This is a genomic window from Sphingomonas bacterium (assembly GCF_903642285.1).
GTDB lineage: Bacteria > Pseudomonadota > Alphaproteobacteria > Sphingomonadales > Sphingomonadaceae > Sphingomonas.
The window spans coordinates 1-24797 of the sequence record NZ_CAHJWJ010000034.1 but is presented as its reverse complement, the minus strand read 5'-3'; the positions used below and the strand labels follow the sequence as shown (position 1 = coordinate 24797).

The 24797-nt window shown below is 67.5% G+C and carries 24 protein-coding genes and 1 pseudogene; 13 read left to right on the top strand and 12 right to left on the bottom strand.

The features are described from left to right. Positions 1-608 precede the first annotated feature (608 nt). A complete protein-coding gene (locus tag HUU99_RS14125) occupies positions 609-1304 on the bottom strand; it encodes a GcrA family cell cycle regulator (RefSeq protein ID WP_174287220.1) in 696 nt (231 codons plus the stop codon). 59 nt (positions 1305-1363) lie between these two features. Here HUU99_RS14125 and HUU99_RS14120 point away from each other — a divergent pair, with 59 nt between their 5' ends. After that, positions 1364-2215 (top strand): ABC transporter permease, encoded by an 852-nt coding sequence (locus HUU99_RS14120; RefSeq protein ID WP_174287219.1) that lies wholly within the window; start codon positions 1364-1366, stop codon positions 2213-2215. A gap of 23 nt (positions 2216-2238) precedes the next feature. Here HUU99_RS14120 and HUU99_RS14115 read toward each other — a convergent pair whose 3' ends face one another. Genes HUU99_RS14115 through HUU99_RS14105 form a run of 3 tightly spaced genes read right to left on the bottom strand, consistent with a single transcriptional unit; the run spans position 2239 to position 4627 of the window. Beyond that, positions 2239-3027, bottom strand: a complete 789-nt coding sequence (locus tag HUU99_RS14115) for a LysR family transcriptional regulator (protein ID WP_174287218.1) — start codon at positions 3025-3027, stop codon at positions 2239-2241. Then, the gene (apaG, locus tag HUU99_RS14110; protein ID WP_375380200.1) at positions 3024-3413 is read right to left on the bottom strand and encodes a Co2+/Mg2+ efflux protein ApaG; all 390 of its coding nucleotides are present in this window, start codon (positions 3411-3413) and stop codon (positions 3024-3026) included. The genes HUU99_RS14115 and apaG overlap by 4 nt, the downstream gene beginning before the upstream one ends. An 8-nt stretch (positions 3414-3421) precedes the next feature. Then, positions 3422-4627, bottom strand: coding sequence for a trans-sulfuration enzyme family protein (locus HUU99_RS14105; protein WP_174287217.1), 1206 nt, complete (start codon positions 4625-4627; stop codon positions 3422-3424). 84 nt (positions 4628-4711) lie between these two features. Between HUU99_RS14105 and HUU99_RS14100 the strand changes: the two genes are divergently transcribed. Continuing rightward, positions 4712-5947, top strand: a complete 1236-nt coding sequence (locus tag HUU99_RS14100; RefSeq protein WP_174287222.1) for a phospholipid carrier-dependent glycosyltransferase — start codon at positions 4712-4714, stop codon at positions 5945-5947. Here HUU99_RS14100 and HUU99_RS14095 read toward each other — a convergent pair. The 5 genes from HUU99_RS14095 to HUU99_RS14075 are packed head-to-tail and all read right to left on the bottom strand — an operon-like array spanning position 5944 to position 11114. Further along, positions 5944-7044 (bottom strand): glycosyltransferase family 2 protein, encoded by a 1101-nt coding sequence (locus HUU99_RS14095; protein WP_174287216.1) that lies wholly within the window; start codon positions 7042-7044, stop codon positions 5944-5946. The two genes, HUU99_RS14100 and HUU99_RS14095, sit on opposite strands and share 4 nt — an antisense overlap. Beyond that, positions 7044-8093, bottom strand: coding sequence for a 3-isopropylmalate dehydrogenase (gene leuB / locus HUU99_RS14090; RefSeq protein ID WP_174287215.1), 1050 nt, complete (start codon positions 8091-8093; stop codon positions 7044-7046). The genes HUU99_RS14095 and leuB overlap by 1 nt, the downstream gene beginning before the upstream one ends. A gap of 28 nt (positions 8094-8121) precedes the next feature. Further along, a complete protein-coding gene (recO, locus tag HUU99_RS14085) occupies positions 8122-8853 on the bottom strand; it encodes a DNA repair protein RecO (protein ID WP_174287214.1) in 732 nt (243 codons plus the stop codon). Between the two features lie 60 nt (positions 8854-8913). Beyond that, positions 8914-10836 carry an excinuclease ABC subunit UvrC gene (uvrC, locus tag HUU99_RS14080; protein WP_174287213.1) on the bottom strand — a complete coding sequence of 641 codons (1923 nt, stop codon included), beginning with the start codon at positions 10834-10836 and terminating at the stop codon, positions 8914-8916. Between the two features lie 59 nt (positions 10837-10895). After that, positions 10896-11114: a hypothetical protein gene (locus tag HUU99_RS14075; protein ID WP_174287212.1), complete on the bottom strand. Its 219-nt coding sequence runs from the start codon at positions 11112-11114 to the stop codon at positions 10896-10898. Between the two features lie 117 nt (positions 11115-11231). Between HUU99_RS14075 and HUU99_RS15720 the strand changes: the two genes are divergently transcribed. Then, a complete protein-coding gene (locus HUU99_RS15720) occupies positions 11232-11357 on the top strand; it encodes a hypothetical protein (protein WP_302479995.1) in 126 nt (41 codons plus the stop codon). A 167-nt stretch (positions 11358-11524) separates the two neighbouring features. Here the strand turns inward: HUU99_RS15720 and HUU99_RS14070 are convergent, their stop codons facing one another. Then, complete coding sequence (locus tag HUU99_RS14070) at positions 11525-12883, bottom strand: NAD-dependent succinate-semialdehyde dehydrogenase (protein WP_174287211.1); 1359 nt, start codon at positions 12881-12883, stop codon at positions 11525-11527. Positions 12884-12976: 93 nt separating this feature from the next. Here HUU99_RS14070 and HUU99_RS14065 point away from each other — a divergent pair, with 93 nt between their 5' ends. From HUU99_RS14065 to HUU99_RS14020, 10 genes are all read left to right on the top strand, one after another. Next, entirely contained in the window at positions 12977-13216 is a 240-nt protein-coding gene (locus HUU99_RS14065) for an exodeoxyribonuclease VII small subunit (RefSeq protein ID WP_174287210.1), read from the top strand. 3 nt (positions 13217-13219) lie between these two features. Beyond that, a complete protein-coding gene (locus tag HUU99_RS14060; protein WP_174287209.1) occupies positions 13220-14119 on the top strand; it encodes a polyprenyl synthetase family protein in 900 nt (299 codons plus the stop codon). Beyond that, positions 14116-14622, top strand: a complete 507-nt coding sequence (gene coaD / locus HUU99_RS14055) for a pantetheine-phosphate adenylyltransferase (protein WP_174287208.1) — start codon at positions 14116-14118, stop codon at positions 14620-14622. The genes HUU99_RS14060 and coaD overlap by 4 nt, the downstream gene beginning before the upstream one ends. Positions 14623-14689: 67 nt before the next feature. Then, a complete protein-coding gene (locus HUU99_RS14050; RefSeq protein WP_174287207.1) occupies positions 14690-15412 on the top strand; it encodes a peptidylprolyl isomerase in 723 nt (240 codons plus the stop codon). A gap of 28 nt (positions 15413-15440) precedes the next feature. After that, complete coding sequence (queA, locus tag HUU99_RS14045) at positions 15441-16466, top strand: tRNA preQ1(34) S-adenosylmethionine ribosyltransferase-isomerase QueA (RefSeq protein ID WP_174287206.1); 1026 nt, start codon at positions 15441-15443, stop codon at positions 16464-16466. 70 nt (positions 16467-16536) lie between these two features. Then, a complete protein-coding gene (locus HUU99_RS14040; RefSeq protein ID WP_174287205.1) occupies positions 16537-17013 on the top strand; it encodes an EF-hand domain-containing protein in 477 nt (158 codons plus the stop codon). Beyond that, positions 17010-18158: a tRNA guanosine(34) transglycosylase Tgt gene (gene tgt, locus HUU99_RS14035; RefSeq protein ID WP_174287204.1), complete on the top strand. Its 1149-nt coding sequence runs from the start codon at positions 17010-17012 to the stop codon at positions 18156-18158. Before HUU99_RS14040 ends, tgt begins: the two co-directional genes overlap by 4 nt. Beyond that, complete coding sequence (locus HUU99_RS14030; protein ID WP_174287203.1) at positions 18155-18349, top strand: hypothetical protein; 195 nt, start codon at positions 18155-18157, stop codon at positions 18347-18349. Before tgt ends, HUU99_RS14030 begins: the two co-directional genes overlap by 4 nt. Before the next feature lie 8 nt (positions 18350-18357). Next, positions 18358-21186 carry a M16 family metallopeptidase gene (locus HUU99_RS14025; RefSeq protein WP_174287202.1) on the top strand — a complete coding sequence of 943 codons (2829 nt, stop codon included), beginning with the start codon at positions 18358-18360 and terminating at the stop codon, positions 21184-21186. A 143-nt stretch (positions 21187-21329) separates the two neighbouring features. Next, complete coding sequence (locus tag HUU99_RS14020) at positions 21330-22358, top strand: cell wall hydrolase (RefSeq protein WP_174287221.1); 1029 nt, start codon at positions 21330-21332, stop codon at positions 22356-22358. A 1-nt stretch (position 22359) separates the two neighbouring features. On the opposite strand, the gene HUU99_RS14015 is transcribed toward HUU99_RS14020, so the two are convergent. Further along, complete coding sequence (locus HUU99_RS14015) at positions 22360-24300, bottom strand: alpha/beta hydrolase family protein (protein WP_174287201.1); 1941 nt, start codon at positions 24298-24300, stop codon at positions 22360-22362. A 292-nt stretch (positions 24301-24592) separates the two neighbouring features. Then, positions 24593-24797 (bottom strand): annotated as a pseudogene (locus tag HUU99_RS14010) (hypothetical protein); the annotation flags it as partial.

Genomic DNA, 24797 nt, shown 5'->3' with positions numbered 1-24797 from the left:
ACCTTCACGCCAGCAGAGTGCGCCAACTACTTCGCCGCCGCCGGCTACGATGCGTACTGAACGGAATCTGCTCTAGCAGGTCGTGGGAAGTCCGCAATCGGGCGGCACCCGACATTCCGCTGTCCTACAAACCGTCGCCCATGCCATGTCCGTGCCATGCAGAACCGCGCCGAACCGCTTTGCTCCACCGTTCCGCAACGCGCGGTAAGTCCTTCTTTTCGCCGGATGTGGGAAGTTGAATGGCACACCTCCACTTCCTCCACTTCCGCGGCGATTCCAGGAGGCGGACGCAGCCCAAGGCCGCGCGTCGCGATGGCGCGTTCCCTGCCACGGCCAAGCCGATCCGACCGCCCCCACGCTCCCGCGCGCCGTCGCCGATCCTTTTCGATTTCGCGGGGTGCGATTCCGACGTGGACGTGGCGTCCACTTCGTCCACTTCCGAAGGTCGGTATGGTGGCGCGAGCCCGCGACCGGGCGATGGCGGTCATGCGGTGGTGGCTCCGAAGTCGTCCGAAAGCCCCGTTCGTGCTGAGCCTGTCGAAGCACATGCCCGCGACACGTCCTTCGACAGGCTCAGGACGAACGGAGCAGGGGATGCGCGCGCCGCCCTACCGAACCCGCGGGCCGCCGAAGGGCAGCGGCGGCGGGGGGCGGCGGTCGCGGCGGGGGAGCTGCGCCTGGTAGGCATGCCCGCAGTGATTGACGCAATAGGGGAAGCCCGGGTTCACCTTGTCACCGCAGAAATGGAAGTCCGGCTCGCCCGGGTGGCCGAGCGGCCATTTGCAGACACGGTCGCTGAGGTCGAGCAGGCTCGTCTTCCCCACCATCTCGGCGGACGGCTTGGCGGGGACGAGGCGGCGCGGCGGCGCGGGGGTGCTCGGTGGTTGCTGCTCGCCGGGGGCCTGGCGAAGGAAGCCGCCCGGGCCGACCGAGCGCATGACCGGCTGCGGCTTTACCGGTTCGGGCGTCGGCGCGACCTCGTCCTCGTCGTCGTCCACATCGGCTTCGACGGGCGTCACCCGGAACGGCGGCTCCGGATCGGACGCGGGCACGGCGTGCGACGGCGCGGGCGCAGCGGCCGGCACGACGTGTGCGACGGCGACGGGCGTGGGAGCACCCTTGTCCGGGTCGTTGGGTTTGACCGGCGACGGGCGCGACTGAAGCCCAAGCCGATGCGCCTTGCCGATCACCGCATTGCGGCTGACCCCGCCAAGCGCCTCGGCGATCTGGCTGGCGGTCTGGCCACCCTCCCACATCGTCTTCAGCGTTTCGATCCGCTCGTCGGTCCAGGATAGTCCGGTCATTCTTCAAACTCTCGTCATTGCCTTGCGGGCGGCGGCGGCAGCGCTTACCGGCGATGGCCATGAGCAGCCAGCCCCAAATCGGCGAATTGCAGTCGGCGGTGCGTTCCGCCCCCGGCGTGCCCGTCATTCGCAATGTGAATTGGGGCGGCCTGTGGACGCTCTATATCAAGGAAGTGCGCCGTTTCTTCAAGGTGCAACTCCAGACGGTGTGGGCACCGGCGATCACGACGCTCCTCTATCTCATCATCTTCACCGTCGCGACGGGCGGCAAACGGCCGGTGTTCGTGGGCGGATCGCAAGTGGCGTTCGCCGATTTCATCGCCCCCGGGCTGATCGTGATGGGGATGTTGCAGAACGCGTTCGCCAATTCCAGCTTCTCGCTGCTGGTCGGCAAGATCCAGGGGACGATCGTCGATTATCTGATGCCGCCGCTGTCATCGGCCGAACTGCTGGCGGCGATCGTCGCGGGCGCGGTGACCCGGGCGTTCTGCGTGGGCGGCGCGGTGTGGCTGGCGATGGCGATCTGGCCGGGCGTGCATGTCACGCCGCATGCGCCGATCGCGATCCTGTGGTTCGGATCGCTCGGGTCGGTGTTCCTCGCGCTGATCGGCATCCTGACGTCGATCTGGGCGGAGAAGTTCGATCATGCCGCCGCGGTACAGAATTTCGTCATCGCGCCGCTGACATTGCTATCGGGCACCTTCTATTCGGTCGACCGGCTGGCACCCGCGTTCCGCGTGGCGAGCCATCTGAACCCGTTCTTCTACATCATCTCGGGCTTTCGCTACGGCTTTCTGGGGATCGCCGACTCGCCGGTGCTCATCGGCGGCGTTGCGATCCTGGCGGTCGATATCGTGATGGGCGCGGTCGTCTACACCGCGCTGCGCCGGGGGTGGAAGCTGAAGAACTGAGCGGGTGCGGATGGGCGCCGGACCTATCGCGTCAAGATCTCGACCAGCGTCCGCACCTTCTTCTGCCGCCACTGCGGCAACGGCGCGACCAGCCAATAGCCTTCGCGCGACGGCCGGGCATCGCCGATCGCGACCAGCCGACCGGCGGCGATATCGGCGGCCGCGAGCAGCTCGGGCACGATCGCACGCCCCAGCCCAGCGATCGCGGCGTCGATCGCCAGCCCGGCATCGGCCACCCGGATAGCGGGCGCGCCGTCCTCCGCCGCGCCAGTCCAGCCGATCGCGATATCGGGCGCGTCCGCCGACGCCGCGACGGTCACCAGCCCCTCCGACTCGATCGCCTCGCCCTCATGCTCGCCCGGCCCGTCGCCCCAGCGGATCGCAAGGTCGAGATTGGCCTGTGCGAAATCGACGCCGTCGTCGGTTGTCAGCAGCACGAAGCGGAGGTCGCCGTCCGCCGCCGCGATCGCGGCGAGCCGCGGCATCAGCCATTTCTGCACGACGTCGCGCGGCGCGGCGATGGTCAGCGACTTGGACGACTGCCCCGCCTGCATCGCGCGGACCGCCTCCTCGAATTGCAGGAAACCATCGCGCAGCGCAGACAGCCCACCCTCGGCCTCGGGCGTCAGCTCCAGCCCGCGCGTGGTGCGGCGGAACAGAACGACGCCGAGCGTGTCCTCCAGCGCCCTGATCTGCTGCCCGACCGCTGCAGGAGTCACCGCCAGTTCGTCCGCGGCGCGCGTGAATGACAAATGCCGCGCCGCCGCGTCGAACACGCGCATGCCGTTCAGGGGCAGGTGCGTGCGCTTCACGTCGAAACCGTCGGTGCCACCAGCCGGAAGCGAGGGATTTCGACGTCGAACGTCTCGCCGTCCTCGCCGACCATGCGGTAACTGCCCTGCATCGCACCCATCGGCGTCGCGAGCGGACAGCCCGAAACATAGTCGAAGCTGGCACCCGGCGCGATCAGCGGCTGTTCGCCGACGACGCCCTCGCCCTCCACCGAATGCCGCGCGCCGCGACCGTCGGTGATGACCCAATGCCGCGTCAACAGCTGGACGGTCGCATCGCCCTCATTTTCCAGGCGGATGTGATAGGCCCAGAACCAGCGCCCCCGCGACGGTTCGGACTGTTCGGGCAGGAAGCTGACCGACACGCGCACCGTCACCCCGTGCGTCGTCGCCGCGTTGGGGAACATCGCGGCGATCACAGCCCAACCTTCGTCAGCGCACGGTCGAGGTCGTCGATCACGTCGTCGACATCCTCCAGCCCGACGTTCAGCCGAAGCAGCCCCTCGCCGACACCCATCTCGGCCCGCTTCTCCGGCGAGACGCTCGAATGCGTGGTGGAGGCCGGGTGGGTCATCAGCGATCGCGAATCGCCGATATTGTTCGAGATGTCGACGAGTTCCAGCGCGTCGAGCAATCCATGCGCCTGTTCGCGCCCCTCGACCTCGAACGCGAAGATCGGTCCGGCGGCGTCCATCTGCCGCATCGCGAGGTTGTGCTGCGGGTGGCTCGGCAGCCAGGGGTGCAGGATGCGCGGCACCCGCGGTTCGAGAAACTTGCCGACCTTTACCGAATTTTCCGACTGGCGGTGGATGCGCAGCGACAGCGTCTCCAGCCCCTTCAGCACCACCCAGGCGTTGAACGCGCTCAGCGTCGGCCCGGTGTTGCGCGTGAAGGGCAACAGGACGTTGGCGATGAAATCCTTCGTCCCGCACACCGCGCCGGCCAGCACGCGGCCCTGCCCGTCCATCATCTTCGTCGCGCTATAGGCCGTCACGTCCGCACCGAATTCCATCGGCCGCTGGAGCGCGGGCGTCGCGAAGGCGTTGTCGACGACGCTGGTGATCCCGCGTTCGCGCGCGATGGCGCAGACCGCGGCCAGATCGACCACGTCCATCGTCGGGTTGGCCGGCGTTTCGAAGAAGAACACCTTCGTTTCGGGCCGCACCGCGTCCTGAAACGCCTGCGGATCGCGCGCATCGACGATCGTCGTCTCGATCCCGAACTTGGGCAGCAGCGTATCGGTCAGCCAGCGGCACGATCCGAACGCGGCACGACCCGCGACGACATGATCGCCGGTCTGCAACTGGCACAACAATACCGCGGTCATCGCCGCCATGCCCGACGCCATCGTCCGGCAGGCCTCCGCCCCTTCCAGCAGCGCGATTCGTTCCTCAAGCATCTCGACGGTGGGGTTCTGGAGGCGCGTGTAGGTCATCCCGACCTGTTCGCCCGCGAACCGCGCCGCGGCGTCGCCTGCGCAATCATAGGCATAGCCCGACGTCAGGAAGATCGCCTCCGACGTCTCGCCATATTCGCTGCGCGCGGTGCCGCCGCGGATCGCCTGCGTGGCGGGCCGCCATGTCGACGTGATCGCGCGGTCCTGGCCGGTCTTTCGCTTCATCCTGCCGCTTTGCCGGGGCGGAAGCGGCGAAACAAGCCCCGGCCCCTTGAAAGCCATTCCCGGGCGGGCAAGAAAGCGCCGGTGATCCGCCTGCCGACCCGCCCCCTGCCCGCCGCGATCGGCATCGGCATCGCCGCGGAGACATTGTTCGCGTTCCGGCTGACGACGCCGCACATCCTCGTGTTCGACGAGGTGCATTATGTCGGCGCGGCGCGGGTCATGCGGACGCTGTCGCACGCGACCAACATCGAACATCCGCTGATGGGCAAGATTCTGATCGCGGCGAGCATGATAGTTTTCGGCGACGACGCGCTCGGATGGCGCGCCTTTTCGACGATCGCAGGGACGGCGGTGGTCGTCGGGGTTTTTGCGATCCTGTGGCTGCTGTTCGGACGGCTGCGCACCGCGGCGTTCGGCGCGGCGCTGGCGATGCTGAACTTCACCGTGTTCGTCCAGGCGCGGATCGCGATGCTCGACGGGTTCATGGCGGCGTTCGTCGTCACCGGGCTGGCGACGATGCTGTGGGCGATGCGCGGGACGGGCATGCAGGTCTGGCGACGATGGATCGTCGGCAGCGTGCTGCTCGGGCTTGCGGTGGGAACGAAATGGACCGCGGTCCCGTATGTCGCTTATGTCGCCGCGGCGTTCGTCGTGGTCAAATGGCGCGGCCGCGACGCCTGGCCCGGCATGGGGGTTCTACCCGCGCTGCTGATCCTCGGCGTCGTGGCTGGCACGACCTATCTCGCGACCTTCGCGCCTGCATTCTTCTACGCCGACGATCCGATGACGCCGGCAAAGCTGATTCCGTTCCAGACGACGATCTATGCCGAACAGACACAGATACTTCCGGCGCATACCTATCAGTCGGGATGGTGGACCTGGCCGCTCCTGATCCGCCCGATCTGGTATCTGTACGAGGTCACCGACGGGGCCGAACGCGGCATCCTGATGCTTGGCAACCCCGCGATCATGTGGGGCGGGCTTGTCGCGGTCGCCCTCTGTCTGTGGGGCTGGTGGCGGGGGCGCGACCACCGCCTGGGTGCGGCGGCGATGCTGTGGGCAGGTTCCGTCGCGATGTGGGCAATCATCCCCAAGTCATTGGGATTCTACTATTATTATTACCTCTCGAGCATCTGGTTGCCGATCGCCATCGCGGCGGCATTCGACCGGTTCGGGCGGGGGCGGCTGCGTTATTGGGACGAGAGCTTTCTCGTCCTGTCGCTTGGGCTGTTCGGGTATTTTTACCCGATCATCGCCGCTACACCGCTGTCGGGACCCCAGTCCTTCCGCCATTGGATGTGGTCTGGACGCTGGGTTTAATACCGACCCCAGACGAACCGCGAAGACAGCACGTAATTCCACACCGCGCCGATCGCGATCCCGGCCAGCGCGGGCCAGGCCCATCCGCCGTAATTCTCGTTGAACAGGAAGATAGCGACGCCGACATTGGCGATCGCACCGACCGAACAGACGAGACAGAAGCCGATCCACCCTTCGAACAGCGCACGCGCACCACGAAGCCGGGCGTCACGGTAGGTCAGCAGATTGTTCAGGAAGAAATTGAACGTCATCGCGACGATGGTGGCGACGATCTCGGACGCGCGAAACGTCCACAGCAATCCGGCGTAAAGCGGGGAAAGCACGAGGAAATGTACCCCCGCACCGAAAGCGCCGATCGCCGCGAACATCGCGAAGCGTACCGGCACGACCCTGCCGAACATCCGGTCGTAGAGTGCGATCAGATATTCCATCGCGACGACGTGATCGAGCTTGCTTTCCCCCTCGATCCGCGTGCGGAAGACATAAGGAAGTTCGACGAACGCAAGCGGTTCGGGACTTGCGGTCATCAGATCGAGCAGGATTTTGAACCCGATCCCCGAAAGGGTCGGTGCCAGGCGCCGGGCGACGTCGGTGCGGATCGCGAAGAAACCGCTCATCGGATCGGTCAGGTCCGCCTTCAGCACGCGGCGCGACAGCCGGGTCGCGAGCGCGGATTTCTTCACCCGGTCCCGCTGCCATTCGCCCAGGCCGCCGCCATCGACGAAGCGCGAGCCGACTGCCACATCGACCAGCGGATCGCGCTGCAACGCATCGAGCATCTTCGGCAGCACGGTCTCGTCATGCTGCAGGTCCCCGTCGATGATCGCGACGATCGGCGCGGCGGTGGCGCACATCCCCTCGATACACGCGGTCGACAACCCCCGCCGCCCGATCCGCTGGATGACGCGCACCCGCGTATCCAGCCGGGCCAATTCGCGCGCGGCGTCCGCGGTGCCGTCGGGACTGTCGTCGTCGACGAAGATCGCCTCCCAACGACGGCCCGCAAGTGCTTGATCCAGCTTGGCGATCAGGACGGGAACATTGGCCCGTTCGTTGAAGGTCGGGATGACGACCGCCAGTTCCAGCGCATCGTCCATCAAAGGCGCGCCAGCACCGCATCCGCCATGCCGCGCGTCGACAGCGTCCCGCCTAGGTCCGCGGTCCGCGCACCGCCTGCGATCGCGGCGGCGACCGCCGCCTCGATCCGATCCGCCGCGGCGTCCATCGACAGCGAATGGCGAAGCAGCATCGCCGCGGACAGGATCGCCGCGCAAGGGTTCGCCTTGCCCTGCCCCGCGATATCGGGCGCGGAACCATGGATCGGCTCGTACAGACCGTTGTCCCCGCTCCACGCGCGAAGCGACGCGGAGGGCAGCATGCCGATCGATCCGGCGCACATGCTCGCCTGATCGGACAGGATGTCGCCGAACAGATTGCCGGTGACGACGACGTCGAACTGTCCGGGATCGCGCACCAGCTGCATCGCGGCGTTATCGACGTACATATGCGTCAGCGCGATGTCGGGATAGTCTTCGGCCGTCTCGATCACCACATCGCGCCACAATTGCGACGTCTCCAGGACGTTCGCCTTGTCCACCGAACACAGCTTGCGTTTGCGGTGCCGCGCCATCTCGAAGCCGACGGTGACGATCCGCCGCACCTCGTCCTCGGCATAGGCCATGACGTCATAGCCTTCGCGAAGCCCACCCGCGGTCGTCCGCATGCCCTTTTCGCCGAAATACACGTCACCGGTCAGCTCGCGCAGGATAACCATGTCGATCCGGCCGGCGATCTCGGGCTTCAGCGCGGATGCATCCTCCAGCCCGGCGAATAATCTGGCGGGCCGCAGGTTCGCGAACAGCCCCAGCCGCTTGCGCAGGCCGAGGATCGCCTGTTCCGGCCGCAGATGCCGCGGGAGCGCGTCGCAGGACGGATCGCCGACCGCACCGAACAAGATGGCATCGGCGCGTTCGGCGAGGTCGATCGTCTCGGGCGGCAAGGGATGCCCCGTCGCATGATAGGCCGCACCGCCGACCGGCGCCTCCCCGAACGACAGGTCGAGCGACAGTGCGCTCAGCACGCGGCGTGCCTCGGCGGTCACTTCGGGGCCGATGCCGTCGCCGGCCAGGATCGCGATCATTGGCATGGCATCGCCCTTGCCCAGAGCATGCCGCTCACGCAACCGCCCTTTTCAACCGATCCACCAACCGATCGCGGGCAGCGAGCGGCCCGGCACGTCGATCCGCGAGGAGATCGCGCGCCAGGAAATGCCCGGTGACGGCCAACGCCGCGACGATATCGGGCCAGTCCGCTGCACCACCCGCGGCCAGGAACCCGGGCAATGGCAGCAAGCGTTCCTCGTAACCGACGGCCACCCCGCGCGAGACCGCGCGCCCCCTCCTCGGGCTGACGAACGCCAGATCGACCGTACCACCGGTCGCCCCGCAGCGTTCCAGATCGAGCCCGAAGCCGAGGTCCGCCAGCACCAGCAGCTCGAAGCGCGCGAGTGCGGCGGCCCAGCCTTTTGCCGCGGGGGCCGCGCCGATCGCGCCCAGCAATCCCGACAAGGCGTCGTGGATCCGCGGATAGGGCTGCGCCTCCGGCAAGGTCGCCGCGACCAGCGCGGTCGCCCATTCGATCGCCCCCGCCGCCAGCGGCTCGCGATACAGCGCCGCACGCGTCTCCACCGGTTCGGCGACCAGACTCGCGAGCTGCTCGCCGGTGCGCGCGCGCCACGTTCCACGGATCATGTTCCCCGCCATCAGGACGGGCCGCATCCGCGTCGATCGCCCGCCGCGGACATAGCCCGGCTGCAGCCCGTCCTCCCGCGTCAACGCCCGCACGATCGCGCCGTGTTCGCCATGCATTCGAACGGCGACGACGATGGCGGTGGCGGTCAGCTCCATGGCGGCCTTGTCGCGCGGGGGGCAGCCGAAGGCAACGGCCGGACGAATTGGTCCGAAGCCTCAGCGCGAATGATAGAAGTCGTACACCTGCTGCGCGACCGCGGAGGAGACGCCGGGCGCCTGTTGCAGATCGGCGAGGCTCGCGTTGCGCACCGCGCGGCCGGTGCCGAAATGCATCAGCAGCGCCTTCTTGCGCGCGGGGCCGATGCCGGGCACCTCGTCCAGCGGCGACGCGCCGATCGCCTTCGCGCGCTTGTCGCGGTGCGCGCCGATCGCGAAGCGGTGGACCTCGTCGCGAAGCCGCTGAAGGTAGAACAGCACCGGCGCGTTGACCGGCAGCATGATCTCGCGCCCGTCCATCAGGTGGAACACCTCGCGCCCTTCGCGCCCGTGGTCAGGCCCCTTGGCCACGCCCACGAGGCAGACATCCTCGATGCCCAGGTCCTCCAGGATCGCCCGGGCGGCGTTGAGCTGGCCCCGGCCGCCGTCGATCAGCACCAGGTCCGGCCAGGTCGGATCGTCGCGATCGGGTGCTTCCTCGACCTGGCGGGTGAAGCGGCGCCGAAACACCTCGCGCATCATGCCGAAATCGTCGTCGGTGCGCGCCTCGTTGCCCTTGATGTTGAACTTCCGGTAGTGGCCCTTGCGGAACCCCTCCGGCCCCGCGACCACCATCGCCCCAAGCGCGTTCGTGCCCTGGATATGGCTGTTGTCGTATATCTCGATCCGGTCGGGCGGGCCGTCCAGCTCGAACAGGTCCGCGACTTCGCGCAGCAGCCGCGCCTGCGTCGTCGACTCCGCCAACCGCCGCTCCAGCGCCTCGACCGCGTTGCGCTGCGCCTGCTCCATCAGCCGCCGCCGGTCGCCGCGCACCGGCACCGACAGCGCCACCTTGTGCCCTGCCCGCTCGCCCAACGCCTCGGACAGCAACGCCGCCTCGCCCAGTTCCCGGTCGAGCAGGATCGCGCGCGGCGGCGGTACCTCCTCGTAGAATTGCGTCAGGAAACTGGTCAGCACCTCGTCCTCGGGCACCTCGGCGGTATGCTGCGGGAAGAAGCTGCGATGTCCCCAATTCTGGCCGCCGCGGATGAAGAACGCCTGGATGCCCATCACCCCGTCCTTGCATGCCAGCGCGAAGATGTCGGCGTCGCCCACGCCTTCCGCATTGATCGCCTGGGTGCCCTGCACGAAGGTCAGCGCCTTCAGCCGGTCGCGCAGCAGCGCCGCCAGTTCGAAATCCATATTCTCCGCCGCCGCCTGCATCTGCGCGCCCAGCTTCGCCTGCACGCCGGTCGCCTTGCCGCCGAGGAACGCCTTCGCATCGTCGACCAGTTCGGCATAGTCCTCCTTCCCGATCCGCCCGACGCACGGCGCGGAGCAGCGCTTGATCTGGTACAGCAGGCACGGCCGGTCGCGGGTCTTGAAGAAACCGTCGGTGCACGAGCGGAGAAGGAACAGCTTCTGCAGCGCGTTCAGCGTCGTGTTGACCGAACCCGCACTGGCGAACGGACCGTAATAATTCCCGACCGACCGCCGTGCGCCGCGATGCTTCTGGACGCGCGGGAAATCGGTGTCGGCGCGAAGCAGGATGAAGGGGAAGCTCTTGTCGTCGCGCAGCAGCACGTTGTACGCGGGGCGATAGCGCTTGATGAGCTGGGCTTCCAGCAACAGCGCCTCCGCCTCGTTGTTGGTCGTGACGATCGTCATCGCCCGGGTCTGCGCGACCATCCGCTGCAGCCGCTTGGGCAAGCGATCGACCTGGGTATAATTGGTCACCCGGTGCTTCAGCGCGCGCGCCTTGCCGACGTACAGCACGTCGCCTCGGGCATCGAGCATGCGGTATACGCCCGGCCGAGTCGGCAGCGTTTGCAGCACGTTACGGATCGCCGCCACGCCGAGTTCGAGATCGGGTACGCCGCTGCCGCGGACGGTGTAGGTGGCCTTCTCTTCGTTGAAACGATCGGGAGCGTCGGGGGCGGGCATCGCCCGCATGTAGGAGTCGCCGGGCAACGGGTCCAGCAATCAACCCGCCGTCATCGACCCTATACCGCCGCCGCCTCGTCCGCGATCGGCACCGCCGCGGTCGGACCGGCCTTGATCAGCGCGGTAATCTGGCGGTTGATCGTCGTACCGTGAAGATGCGCATGCACCCCCTCATAGCCTTCGCGGCGCAGCGCCTGACGGACATCGTTGACCGATCGACAGGAGCCGGCGCGCGCAAGTTCGAAGGCGCGTTCGATGATGGGTTTGGTAGGTTCCATCGCGCACGCCTACCCCCAACCGCCCGCACGGTATATAGCCGCGGGCGAATAGATGCCGCGATAGCCCCCGCACCGTGTACGATGCGTCCGGGCGTATCGCCTATAAAGGATACCGGCATGGCCAAGAGCCAGAAGAAATCGAACAAGGAAGTCCGCAAGCCAAAGGCGGAAAAGGTCAAGACGATCGCCGCCAACGCGTCGACCAAGGGTAACCCCGTCGGGATCGTCACGATCAAGAAGTGAGCGGGCAGCAGCGCGATCGCCTCAGGGGCACGCTGCGCCCGCCAATACCACCAGGAATAGGCAACCGGCGGAACGATCGCGATCAGCGCCATCGTCGCCGCAACCGCCCCATGTCGCCTTACGCAACGGCGCGCTGCCCGACGATCGATCCTGCAACGGTTTCCTTTTCAGCCGAACACCGTTTTCAGATTCATGAATTCGTGCAGCCCATATGGCCCCAATTCGCGCCCATGTCCCGATCGCTTGATGCCGCCGAACGGAGCCTGCGGCGAGGACGACAGCATCTTGTTCACCGCGACCATCCCGGATTGGATATCGCGTTCGAACCGCGCGCGCTCGTCGGCGTCGGCGGTCCATACCGACGCGCCGAGCCCGAACGGAATGTCGTTCGCCAGCGCGATCGCATGGTCGATATCCGGAACCCGGAATACCATCGCGACGGGTCCGAAAATTTCCTCCTGCGCGACCGGTTCGTCGGGCGACAGATCGACGATGATACCGGGCGAAAGATAGGCGCCATCGCCCGGCTGTCGCTCGCCACCGAACGATAATCGACCGCCGGCCTTTCGGATTGCAGCGATCTGATCGATCACGGTATCGCGCTGCTCCGCGCTGGACAATGGGCCCATATCGGTCTCGTCCGCCATCGGATTGCCGACGACGAGCGCCTTCATGCCCGCCGAAAATGCATCGAGGAATGCGTCATACACATCGGCATGGACGATCATCCGTTTCGCGCAGATGCACGATTGTCCGCTATTCTGCGTCCGCGCCACCACGGCCACCCTTGCGGCCTTGTCGATATCGGCGGAGGGCATCACGACGAACGGATCCGAACCGCCAAGTTCCAGCACCACCTTCTTCAGGTTGCGCCCCGCCGCCTCGGCCACCTTCTTACCCGCGCCCTCGCTGCCCGTGATGGTCACCGCGACGATCCGGCGATCGTCGATCAGCGCCGCGACCTTGTCCGACCGTATCGCCAGATTCTGGAACAGCCCGACCGGCGCGCCCGCCGCCAACACCATCTCCTCGATCGCGGCAGCGCAACCCTGCGTCAGCGAAGCATGTTTCAACAGACCGGTATTGCCGGCCATGATCGTCGGCGCGAGGAAACGGACGACCTGCCAATAGGGAAAGTTCCAGGGCATGACCGCAAGGACCGGACCCATCGGCTGCCATTGCGCGGTGGCGGGCCCTTCGGCGGTGTCGAAACGGCGCGGCACCAGCATGTCCGGTCCCGCCGCGGCATAATGGCGGAAACCGGCGACGCATTTCCCCACCTCGGCTATCGCGGATTTCAGCGTCTTGCCCATTTCGCGAGTCGCGATTGTACCCAGCCGTTCCGCATTCGCTTCGAACCGGTCGCCGATCGCCGACAGCAGCGCGGCGCGCGTCGCCAATTCCGTCGTCCGCCAGGCATCGTACGCGGCATGCGCGTGGACGAGCTTCTGCTCGATCTCATCCGCGTCGAGTTCGACGAATGTTTCGCCGGCCTTGCCTGTTGCGGGATTGGTGCTGGTAAACATGGGATAACGTCCTCGGGCGGTTCCATGCGGAGAACGATCGAGCAATCCCGCGTATCCTTGACCCCTGCGCAGCGCCTGCGCCATAGCGGAATCATGGACATACCCGTAGACGATCTGTCGTTCGAGGAAGCGCTGAAAGAACTCGAGCGGATCGTCTCGCGGTTGGAAAGCGGCGAGGCGACGCTCGACGACTCGATCCGCCTGTACGAGCGCGGCGACCGGTTGCGGCTTCGCTGCGCCGATCGGCTCGATGCGGCGCAGGCGCGGATCGAGGCGGTGCGGACCGATGGGGAAGGGCGCGCCGTCGGCACCCGCCCCTTTGCCGAGTCCTGAGCCATGGCGACGATGACCATCTCCCTGCCCGCGGCTACGTTGGCGATTTCTGAGGAGATCGATCGTCGTTTCGATCTGTTGCTGGCGATTCCCGACGATCCGCGCGCCGGTCTTTACCGTGCGATGCGCCACGCCGCGATCGGCGGGGGCAAGCGGCTTCGTCCGCTGCTGGTACGCGCCAGTGCGGACCTGTTCGCGGTCGACCGCGAATGTTCGGGGCGTGCCGCGCTCGCGGTCGAATCGATCCATGTCTACTCGCTGATCCACGACGATCTGCCGGCGATGGACGACGACGACATGCGCCGCGGCAAGCCGACGGTGCACAAGCTGTTCGGCGAAGCCGCCGCGATCCTGGCGGGGGATTGCCTGCATGCGCTGGCGTTCGAGGTGCTGGCCGACCCGGCGACGCATCCCGATCCGTTCGTCCGCGCCGAACTGGTTCTCGATCTTGCGCGCTCCGCCGGACCGACCGGGATGGCAGGCGGGCAAATGATGGATATCGAGGCGGAGAAAGCGCGGTTCGACCTGCCGACCGTCACCCGGCTGCAGGCGATGAAGACCGGCGCGCTGATCGCCGCCTCCGTCGAGGCGGGCGCGATCCTCGGGCGCGTGCCGCCGGAGGGACGCACCGGTTTGCGCGGTTACGCCCGCGACCTCGGGCTCGCCTTCCAGATCGCCGACGATCTGCTCGATGCGGAGGGCGACGAGGCGCTGGCCGGCAAGAAGCTGCGCAAGGACGAGGGGGCCGGCAAGGAGACGTTCCTGTCGCTGCTGGGCGTCGACCGCGCGCGCGCGCAATGCGCGATGCTGGTCGACCAGGCGATCGCGCATCTGCACGCGTACGGCCGCGAAGCCGATTTGCTCCGCCAGATCGCGCGCTACGTCGTCGAGCGCGATCATTGACGAAGCGTATCGGGGTCTATCCCGGCACCTTCGACCCGATCACGCTTGGGCATACGGACATCATCCGACGCGGCGCGAAGCTGGTCGACCGGCTGGTCGTCGGCGTCACCACCAATCCGTCCAAATCGCCGATGTTCACGCTCGACGAACGCATGGCGATGGTGTCGCGCGAAGTCGCGGCGATCGACGGCGATATCGGCGTCGTGCCGTTCGATTCGCTGCTGATGGATTTCGCCGAACGCGAAGGCGCGCGTGTCATCGTACGTGGCCTGCGCGCGGTGGCCGATTTCGAATATGAATATCAGATGGCGGGGATGAACCAGCAGATCAATCCGCGGGTCGAGACGGTGTTCCTGATGGCGGATGTCGCGCTTCAGCCGATCGCGTCGCGCCTGGTCAAGGAAATCGCGATGTTCGGTGGCGAAATCGGCAAGTTCGTGCCGCCGACGGTGCGCGACGATGTCGTCGCCCGGGTGCTGGCGATGGGGCGGCGCGGAAGTTGACGTTCAGTTTGGCGCAAGCCGCGATTTGCTTTAAGCCGTAACTCTCCCGAGGTGTCGAGTATTGTCCATGCGTTTGCCTGCCGTCGTCGCTGCCTTTCTCGGATGTCTGTTCGCCCTTCCCGTGACCGCCCAGGCGCCAGCCACGACGACGAATGCCCGCCCCGCCCCGCCTGCGATGACCGACCGCGAAAACCAGTGGGTCGTCGATCTGTCGACCGGGGGCCGCGTCGTCATTCTGCTTCGGCCCGATGTCGCGCCGCTGATGGTCGCACGGGTCAAGACGCTGACGCGGCAGCATTTCTACGACGGTCTTGCATTCCACCGGGTGATCGAAGGCTTCATGGCGCAGGGCGGCGATCCGAAGGGTGACGGCACCGGCGGGTCGACGATGCCCAACGTGCCGCCGGAATTCAACTATCTGCCGCATGTCCGCGGCGCGGTATCGGCGGCGCGTGCCGAGGACCCGAATAGTGCGAACAGCCAGTTCTTCATCGTATTCCAGCCACGCCTGACGCTCGACCGGAAATATACCGTCTTCGGCCGCGTGGTCGAGGGCATGCAATATGTCGATGCGATCGAACGCGGCGAGCCGCCGGCGAACCCGAGCAAAATCCTCCACGCCTATATCGCCGCCGATAATCCCCCGGCCTACATCGCGGCGGCACCGGTTGCCGCCCCGGCATTGGGCGCGCCGGTGACCCTGCCGGGCACGACCGGTGCCGTGGTCGCGGCACCGAAGCTGGCACCGCGGACGAAGGCCGCGCCACGGAAGGCCGCCACCGCGCAGTGATCGCCCGTAGCCGGGGCCACACCGCCCGATGAACGTCGATCTGTTCGATTTCACATTGCCGCCGGAGAATATCGCGCTTCGCCCGGCGGTCCCGCGCGATGCGGCGCGGATGCTCGTCGTCGGTGCCGACGGTCTGCAGGACCGTGTCGTCGGCGATCTTCCGGCACAGCTCCGACGCGGCGACCTGCTGGTCTTCAACGATACCCGCGTCATCCCCGCCCAGCTCGCGGGGCGGCGCGGGGATGCGCGCATCGCGGCGACGCTGCACAAGCGCGAGGGACCGCGTCGCTGGCGCGCCTTCGTGCGCAACGCGCGGCGACTGCGCGACGGCGATACGATCGATTTCGGCGAGGGCGTATCGGCGGTGGCGACCGATCGCGATGCGGACGGCAGCATCGCGCTGGTCTTTGCCGGCGACGAGCCCGTCGAACTGTTGCTGGCGCGCGCGGGGCGGATGCCGCTGCCCCCCTATATCGCCTCGCGCCGGGCGACCGACGCGCGCGACGCGGACGATTACCAGACGATGTTCGCCGCCCGACCCGGAGCGGTAGCCGCCCCCACCGCGGCGTTGCATTTCACCCCGGCGCTGATGGCGGCGCTGGACGCGGCCGGGATCGGGCATGCGACGCTGACGCTCCATGTCGGTGCGGGCACGTTCCTGCCGGTCAAGGCGGACGATACCGCCGACCACAGGATGCACGCCGAATGGGGGCGGATCGACGCGGCGGTCGCCGACCGGCTGAATACCGTGCGCGCCGCCGGGGGCCGCGTGATCGCGGTCGGCACCACCTCGCTTCGTCTCATCGAAAGCGCGGCGGGCGCGGACGGCATCGTCCGGCCCTTCGCCGGCGACACCGCGATCTTCATCACGCCGGGCTATCGGTTTCGCGGGATCGACGGCCTCATGACCAATTTCCATCTGCCGCGATCGACCTTGTTCATGCTGGTATCGGCACTGATGGGGCTCGACCGGATGCGCGATGCCTATGCGCATGCCATCGGGCAAGGCTACCGGTTCTACTCCTATGGGGACGCGTCGCTGCTCCTGCCCTGACCGGTGGATCGACCGGTGCCGTCGGCATCGCGCTATGGCGGCGCGACCGCATCGCTGGCATTAGGCGGGCATGGTCCCGCTCGCCGTCCTCGCCGCCGCCCTGCAGGTGATCGCCGCCGCCGGGCCCCCACCCGCACCCCGGGGTCCGGCGCAGCCGCCTGCGACGATCCTGGTCGAACCCGCCGCGATGTTCGTCGCCGCCTGCGATTCGAACGGCGATGCGCGCGTGACGCGGGCCGAACTGGATAGCTGCGTCGCGCGCAGCTTCGCGACGATGGACGGCGCGGCGGCGGGCAAGATCGGGTACATCGCCTATGCCGATTGGGAACAACGCTGGCTCGGCGACCGCAACGCGCTACCCAGCCCGTTCGAGGTCGACACGGACGGCGACGACCATATCTCGCTGACCGAACTGCAAGCGCGGTTCCGGGCCTATTTCGACCGTTTCGATCTCGACCGCGACGGCGTGCTGACCCGGGCCGAGCTGGTCACGATCCACGCGACCGCGCCCAACGATCCGGACCGGCGGGGCAAGAAGCGCAAGTGACGCCACCCCGGTTCGCGTTCACGATCCTCGCGACGGACGGCCGCGCGCGCACCGGCACGATCGCGATGCGGCGTGGCGCGATCCGCACCCCCGCCTTCATGCCCGTGGGTACCGCCGCGACCGTCAAGGCGATGAAGCCCGCCGATGTCGCGGCGGCGGGTGCGGACATCATCCTCGGCAATACCTATCACCTGATGCTTCGCCCCGGTGCGGAACGAATCGCGCGGCTCGGCGGCCTGCACGCGTTCATGGGCTGGGACGCGCCGATCCTGACCGACTCGGGCGGTTATCAGGTGATGAGCCTTGCCGACCTGACCAAACGATCCGAGGACGGCGTGTCGTTCAAATCGCATCTCGACGGATCGCGCCACCTGCTCAGCCCCGAACGCTCGATCGAAATCCAGCGTCTGTTGGGCTCGGACATCGTGATGGCGTTCGACGAGCTGGTACCGGCGACTTCGACGCCGGACGTCCAGGCCGCCGCGATGGAGCGGTCGATGCGCTGGGCCGGGCGGTCGCGGGCGGCGTTCGATGCGGGCGGCACGCATGCCGAAGGGGCGGCGATCTTCGGTATCCAGCAGGGTGCGCTCGACGAACGTCTGCGAGCGGACAGCGCCGATGCGCTGATCGACATCGGCTTCGACGGCTATGCGGTCGGCGGCCTTGCGGTCGGCGAGGGACAGGCGGCGATGTTCGGATGCCTGGACTTCGCGCCCGGGCAGCTGCCCGTGGACAAGCCACGCTATTTGATGGGGGTCGGCAAGCCCGACGATATCGTCGGCGCGGTGGAGCGCGGGATCGATATGTTCGATTGCGTGATGCCCACGCGCAGCGGACGCACGGGGCAGGCATTCACTCGGGACGGCCCGATCAACATCCGCAACGCGCGCTTCGCCGAAGACGCCGCGCCGATCGATCCCGAATGCGCCTGTCCGGTCTGCCGTCGGTGGAGCCGCGCCTATCTGCACCACCTCGTCCGCGCCGGCGAAATCCTTGGCGCGATGTTGATGACCGAGCATAATATCCATTTCTACGAAACGTTGATGGCCGATCTGCGCACCAACATCGCCGCTGGTCGCCTCACCGATTTTGCCGATATGTTCCGCACGCGGTATGCCCCCGCCGGTACAGGAGAAAAAGCGTGACCGACCCCGACACCCCCAACGAGATCCTCGCCAGCGTCAAGGCCGCGAAAGAGCAGGCGGCGACCGTGGCGGACAAGGTCGCCAGGGAAACCCGGTCCTGGCCGCTCGCGAAGATCGGACTCGGCGTCGGCATCGGTTCCGCCGCGGTTGCCGCCGCCGTGCTGTTCGCCAACCGCCCGACGAAGAAATGAGCGCGGTCATGAACCGGTTCCGCACGGTCCTGCTCGCTGCCGGCGCGCTCGCGGCAATGCCCGTCCATGCCCAGGCTGCGCCGGCGGACGGCGTCAAGCCGATCGCCTTTACCGAACATACGCTCGCCAACGGCCTGCGCGTCTACGCGATCCGCGACACGACGACGCCGAACGTCGCTATCCAGGTCTGGTACGATGTCGGGTCGAAGGATGATCCGAAGGGCCGGTCGGGTTTCGCGCACATGTTCGAACATCTGATGTTCAAGGCCACGCGCAACCTGGTATCCGAACAGATGGACCGGCTGACGGAGGATGTCGGCGGATACAACAACGCGTCGACCGACGACGACTATACCGATTATTTCGAGGTCGTGCCGGCCAATCACCTCGAACGATTGCTGTTCGCCGAAGCCGACCGGATGGCCAGCCTGGTGGTCGAGCCCACCAGCTTCACGTCCGAACGCGCGGTGGTCGAGGAGGAATTGCGCCAGTCCACGCTCGCGCGGCCCTATGGCAAGCTGTTCTCGGTCTATCTGTCGGCGGCGTCGTATGCGCGGCATCCTTATGCCCGTTCGACGATCGGCAGCATTCCCAATCTCGAATCCGCGTCGATCGACGATGTCCGGGCGTTCCACGCCACCTATTACCGACCCGACAATGCGGTCCTGGTCGTTTCCGGCAATTTCGATCCGGCGCAGCTGAACATGTGGGTCGACCGGTATTTCGCCGGCATCCGGCGTCCGGCGACGGCGATACCGCGCGTGACCGTCACCGAGCCGCTTCGGACCCGGGCTGCGTCCTACACCGTCTACGAACCCAACACGCCGTTGCCCGCGGTCGCGATCACCTATCACGTCCCACCCGACCGGGACGCCGACATCCCCGCGTTGAGCGTGCTGCAGACGATCCTGGCGACGGGGGAAAGTTCGCGCCTGTATCAGGACCTCGTCTACCGCGATCAGCTGGCGCAGGATGCGGCCGCCAATCTCGACACGAAGAAGGGCACCGGCAACCTGATCGTCTATGCGATCCTGGCGGGCGGCAAGACCGCGGCAGCGGGCGAAACCGCGCTCAAGGCCGAAATCGCGCGGTTCCGCGATACGCCCGCGACCCCGGCGGAACTTACGCGTGCGAAGAACCAGATCCTGACCGAAGCGATTCGGTCGCGCGAAACCGCCGAGGGCAAGGCGCGCACCATCGCCACATCGGTCATCATCGACGGCGATCCGCACGCGTCCGATCGGCAGCTCGCCGCAATCGCCGCGGTCACGACCGCGGATGTCCAGCGCGTCGCGCGGACCTATCTGGGCGACGACAGGTCCGTCACGATCCGCTATCTTTCCAGCGCGGACAAACCGGCGGGCACGTCGGGCGACGTCATCGGCGTCGGTGCCGATGTCGTCGTCGCCGATCTGACACCGCCTGCCGACGTGCCGATCATCGTGGCTGCGGGCGCGGCCGATCGCACTGCGCCGCCGCCCGTCGGGCCGGCCGTCACCGCCGATCTGCCGCACCCGGTCGAGACGGTCCTGCCGAACGGCATGCATCTCGTGGTCGTCGAACGGCACGACTTGCCGCTCGTCACCGCGACATTGGTCGCATCGGGCGGTGCTGCGCTCGATCCGCTGCACCGTGCCGGTACCGCCAACCTGACCGCGGACCTGCTGACCAAGGGCACGACGACCCGCTCCGCCACCGACATCGCCCAGGCGATCGCGGCGCTCGGCGGATCGATCGCCAGCAATGCCGACCGCGACGGCGCGTCGGTCGACGTGACGGTGAAGTCGGATCAGCTCGCCCCGGCAATGACGATACTCGCGGATGTGGCTATGCATTCGGTCTTCGCCCCGGCGGAACTCGACCGCGCCCGCGCGCAGGTGATCGACGGCGTGACCGTCGCGATGAAGAACCCGGCACAGCTCGCCGGCCTCGTCGCCGCGCGCCTGGTCTTCGGGGACGCCCCGTACGGCGCGCCGATGGAGGGCACCCCCTCTTCGCTGAAAGCCATCACCCGAAACGATGTCCTCCACGCCTATGCCCGGACCTGGCGTCCTTCGACCACCACGCTGGTGATGGTCGGCGACGTCGCTCCATCCGCGGCCAAGTCGCTAGCGGACCGGCAATTTGCGGGCTGGACGGGGGGCGCCGGCACGGCCGCTCCGACGCGGTCGCCGGTTACAGGCTATCCCGCCCCCCGCGTGATCGTCGTCGATCTGCCCGACGCAGGCCAGGCGGGTGTGGTCGTCGCGCGGCCGGGGCTCGCACGTGTCGACCCGCGCTATTACCCGCTTGGCGTCGCCAATACGATTCTGGGTGGTGGCTTTTCGTCGCGGCTGAACCAGGAGGTACGGATCAAGCGTGGCCTTGCCTATGGCGCGAGCAGCCGGGTGCAGGCGCTCCGCGAGCCCGGAATGATTGCCGCCCTGACGCAGACCAAGAATGCGTCCGCTGCCGAAGTCGTCGCGCTGATCCTCGATCAGATGACCGCGATCGGTGCCGCTCCCGCTTCGCCCGACGAACTCCAGACACGCAAGGCGGTGCTCGTCGGCAATTTCGGCCGCACTATCGAGACGACGAACGGCATGGCCGGTATGCTCAGTGCCTATGTCGAACAGGGCGTGCCGCTGGACGAACTGCAGCGCTACCCCGGCCTTGTTGGCGGCGTCGACGGCTCTGCCGAACGATCCGCCGCCGCTGCTCTCCTGGATCCGACCCCAGCCAGCATCGTCGTAGTCGGCGATGCGAAGCAGTTCTTAGAGCCGTTGCGAAAGGCGCACCCGACGCTGACGGTCATTCCGGCGGCGGACGTCAGACTGGACGGAGCCACCCTGCAATGACAGCCGCATGACGCGCGATCCTTAGCAATCCGTCCGCTCGTCCCGCGCTGGGACGCCAGCAAAAGTATGTGCGCGCTGCCGGTCGGGACCAGCTAGGGGGGACGAATATGGATCGGAGACAGGTTTTGCGGGCCGACGCAGTCATGCAGCGACGGGTGTTTGGCGCATGGCTGATCCTCGTCGGGCTGTCTTTAACCGCATTGCTGGCACTTTCCGCGCATGCCGCGTTCCGTGCCGTCGCGGCGCATGGCAGCACGCCGGCGGCGATCGTCGCGATATCCTCGTCCGGCTATGAAGTCGACGATCATTTCCCCGGTGCCGCTCTGCTCTACGCCGATGCACCCGCCGTTCCGGCCACGCCCGCCGCTTCGCATGGCACGACCGGCACCACTGCGCTGCCGCCGTTGCCGATTCCGAATGCGGCGGCGGAAGCGATCGCGCTCCGCACCGTCGGCGTGGTGTCCGCGCTGCCCTTCACGATGGCGCATGTCGCCGCGATCGACCGCGGGCGGGCGATCCAGTGCCTGACCGCGGCGATCTATTACGAAGCCGCAAGCGAACCAGATGCCGGGCAGCAGGCGGTCGCGCAGACGATCCTCAACCGCGTTCGCCACCCCGCCTTTCCCGCCACCGTCTGCGGCGTGGTCTATCAGGGGTCGGAGCATTCCGGCTGCCAGTTCAGCTTCGCCTGCGACGGCTCCATGGCCCGCATCCCGTCGCGCGCCGCCTGGGACCGGGCGCAGCGGGTCGCGGTGCTCGCGCTCGCCGGGCGGGTCTACGCCCCGGTCGGGCTGGCGACACATTACCACACCTATTCCGTCACACCGGTCTGGAACCGCGCGCTCGTCATGACCGATGCGGTCGGCGCACATTTCTTCCACCGGTGGAAGGGTTATTGGGGCACACCGGCCGCTTTCCACCAGCATTACGCCGGAGGCGAACCCATTCCGGGACCCCATCCGCACGCTATTCCCGATGCTCCCCTCGCACTCGCACTCGCACTCGCGCTCGCACTCCCCACTGCCCCGGTCGCCGCGGCGGTCGAGATCCGGCCCGCATATCGCGACAGCGGCAAGCCAATCGCGCTGGTCGCCCATATGACCGCCGACAACCTGCCGCCTGCCTCCACGGTGCTGGACCGGTGGAAGGACTCGGGCAAGCCGCTGCGCTGACCTACTTCACGGGCGCGCCGCCAAGATATTTCGCAAACCATGTCATCGTTCGCCTGCCGACATCCGCCGCATTTGCCGGGGCGCGGATGCCGTGGCCCTCGTCCGGATAGATCACCAGCATGGTCGGCACGCCCGCGGCCTGGAGCCCCCGCCACCATTCGATCGACTGCGTCGGCGGTACCTCGATATCGCGCTCACCGACATAGATGAGCGTCGGCGTCTTCGCCTTCGTCACATAGGTGAGCGGCGACAGTTTCCGGTAGATCGCCGGGTCCTGATACATCGACGCCCCGAAATAGGGGATCATCCACTCGTCGATCCCGTTGGTGCCGTAATAGCTGACCCAGTCGGACAGCCCCGCCCCGGCCACGATCGCCTTGAAACGGTTGGTCTGGGTATTCGCCCACATCGCCATGAAGCCGCCATAGCTGCCCCCCGTCAGCCCGAGCCGCGCATCGTCGACCGGCGCCACCTTCTCGACCGCGTCCACCCCCGTCAGGATATCGCGCAGGTCGCCACCGCCGAAGTCACGCTTGTTCGCCGCGGTGAACGCCTCACCCTGCCCATAGCTGCCGCGCGGATTGGGGTAGAACAGCGCATAGCCTGCCGCGATCATGTCAGCGGTCGTGCCTCGGGTGCCGAAATAAGGCGTCGAGGCGGCGGCGGGGCCGCCATGGACGATGACGATCATCGGCAGCCTCTTCGCCGGATCGACCCCGCGCGGCGTCAGCAGCCAGCCCTGCACGGTGTAGCCGTCGCTTCGCCATGTCACGCTCTTCGCCGAAACGATACCTTGGACCGCGTCGTTGTCATGCGTGATCGCGGTCAGCCCCGCCACCGGCCCGGCATAGATCGCCGGCGCGTGCTCGAAATCCTGCACCACCGCCGCCGCCCGGCTACCGTCGGCGCTGTATGCCACCCGGCCATCGGCCGCCGAGAAGCTGGCGGGGCGGCTCCACAGCACGCTCGTGCCCTTGGTCGGATCGAACGCCACCACCGCGGCCTCTGCACCCGACAGAGTCGTCGCCCGGATACCGCCCGCGGTCCAGGCGAGCGCGGTCACCGTCGCCTTGTAACCCGGCGTCCGGTTCGAGGGCGTGCCGCCCGCCACCGGCACCGTCCAGATATCGCCGCCGACCGAACCATTGTCGCTCATCAACCCACCGACGAACACCACCGTCTTCCCGTCCGGCGAGACGCGGGGGTAGTTGACCTGCACCGCAGGCTTCGCGATCGGCCGTACCGCCCCCGTCGTCGCATCGATGGCGTCGATCGTCGCCACCCACCAGTTCGCATCGCCGTTGCCGAGCGCGGTCGTGGCCACCACGCCGCGGCTGTCGGGCGTCCAGTCATATTCGTAGACATAGCGGCCTGCGGGCGACAGCGGCCGCACCGCATCCGCCGCCACTGCCGGCCCGGCGACGTCGAACACCGCCAGCCGCTGTTCGTCGTTCGCTTCGCCGATCTCGCCGACCTGCCGCACGCCCGCCTGCGTCGCGCCCGCTTCCTTCGCGGCGTTCAGCGTCACCAGCAGCGCGATCCGCCTGCCGTCCGGGGACATCCGCGGCGTAGCGGCGATACCCTTCACCGTGGCGACCGTCCGGACCCTGTTCGCACCCGCAATCTCCAGCGTCACCGTGCCCGCGGTACGATCGCGGACCAGGAACACCAGATCGCCGTTCGGCCCGAAGGTCAGCCCGGAATAGCTGCACGTCGCGCACGGATCGATGGTCCGCAACACATGCCCGTCGGTTGCCGAGCGCCAGACGATCGCTTCATGCGGCCGCCCCTTCGTCTCGCTTCCCGCCGGAGCCTCGGTCGTCGCGATCCGGTCGCCGGCGGGGGACAGGGCCAGGCCGCCATAGCCATGGACCTGTTGCGCGAGCGCGGGCGCGGCGGTGGCGGTCAGCAGGGCGGCGAACAACGAGGCGGTTTGGCGCATGACAACTCCGAATACGGGAACTTTCCGGGATCGTAGCGCTGTGCCGACCGACCTGTCGAGCGGCGCAATCCTCCCAGTCAGGGCCGGAAAGATTGATTGGGCTCTCCTTCCCTGAAGATTGTCCCGTGCTTGCCGTCTCCCCACCCCGGCGAAGGCCGGGGCCCAGTCGCCAAGGTTTGCGTTGGGTAGGGTTTCGCGATGCCATGATCGTTTTCCCTGCTGGGCCCCGGCCTTCGCCGGGGTGGCAACCAAGTCAGGCAACGAGCTTCTCCCCAACTTCCTCCCAAAAGTCCTACCCGTTTAGCGGCGCGGTCTCGCTGCGCATCGATCCGCGATCGGCCACCATGCTCGGCGAGGGCCCGGTCGCGGGCCGAAGCGCCTCGCGCTCGGAGGCCGGCACCGCCGCGGTCGGGTCGGGCCGGAACGCTTCGGGCGCGCGGCGGCCGTCGCGGCCGGGCGGCGGGGCGTCGGGGGCCAGGTCGGGGGCGGGATGCTCG

Bases quoted from the DNA above. Each gene is read 5' to 3' on its own strand.
- queA (WP_174287206.1), top strand. From the start codon at position 15,441: ATGAACGTCGATCTGTTCGATTTCACATTGCCGCCGGAGAATATCGCG.
- HUU99_RS14060 (WP_174287209.1), top strand. From the start codon at position 13,220: ATGGCGACGATGACCATCTCCCTGCCCGCGGCTACGTTGGCGATTTCT.
- HUU99_RS14050 (WP_174287207.1), top strand. From the start codon at position 14,690: ATGCGTTTGCCTGCCGTCGTCGCTGCCTTTCTCGGATGTCTGTTCGCC.
- leuB (WP_174287215.1), bottom strand. From the start codon at position 8,093: ATGCCAATGATCGCGATCCTGGCCGGCGACGGCATCGGCCCCGAAGTG.
- HUU99_RS15720 (WP_302479995.1), top strand. From the start codon at position 11,232: ATGGCCAAGAGCCAGAAGAAATCGAACAAGGAAGTCCGCAAGCCAAAG.
- HUU99_RS14065 (WP_174287210.1), top strand. From the start codon at position 12,977: ATGGACATACCCGTAGACGATCTGTCGTTCGAGGAAGCGCTGAAAGAA.
- HUU99_RS14120 (WP_174287219.1), top strand. From the start codon at position 1,364: ATGAGCAGCCAGCCCCAAATCGGCGAATTGCAGTCGGCGGTGCGTTCC.
- HUU99_RS14075 (WP_174287212.1), bottom strand. From the start codon at position 11,114: ATGGAACCTACCAAACCCATCATCGAACGCGCCTTCGAACTTGCGCGC.
- HUU99_RS14015 (WP_174287201.1), bottom strand. From the start codon at position 24,300: ATGCGCCAAACCGCCTCGTTGTTCGCCGCCCTGCTGACCGCCACCGCC.
- uvrC (WP_174287213.1), bottom strand. From the start codon at position 10,836: ATGCCCGCCCCCGACGCTCCCGATCGTTTCAACGAAGAGAAGGCCACC.
- HUU99_RS14105 (WP_174287217.1), bottom strand. From the start codon at position 4,627: ATGAAGCGAAAGACCGGCCAGGACCGCGCGATCACGTCGACATGGCGG.
- HUU99_RS14095 (WP_174287216.1), bottom strand. From the start codon at position 7,044: ATGGACGATGCGCTGGAACTGGCGGTCGTCATCCCGACCTTCAACGAA.
- HUU99_RS14020 (WP_174287221.1), top strand. From the start codon at position 21,330: ATGCAGCGACGGGTGTTTGGCGCATGGCTGATCCTCGTCGGGCTGTCT.
- recO (WP_174287214.1), bottom strand. From the start codon at position 8,853: ATGGAGCTGACCGCCACCGCCATCGTCGTCGCCGTTCGAATGCATGGC.
- HUU99_RS14070 (WP_174287211.1), bottom strand. From the start codon at position 12,883: ATGTTTACCAGCACCAATCCCGCAACAGGCAAGGCCGGCGAAACATTC.
- HUU99_RS14025 (WP_174287202.1), top strand. From the start codon at position 18,358: ATGAACCGGTTCCGCACGGTCCTGCTCGCTGCCGGCGCGCTCGCGGCA.
- apaG (WP_375380200.1), bottom strand. From the start codon at position 3,413: ATGTTCCCCAACGCGGCGACGACGCACGGGGTGACGGTGCGCGTGTCG.
- HUU99_RS14125 (WP_174287220.1), bottom strand. From the start codon at position 1,304: ATGACCGGACTATCCTGGACCGACGAGCGGATCGAAACGCTGAAGACG.
- HUU99_RS14040 (WP_174287205.1), top strand. From the start codon at position 16,537: ATGGTCCCGCTCGCCGTCCTCGCCGCCGCCCTGCAGGTGATCGCCGCC.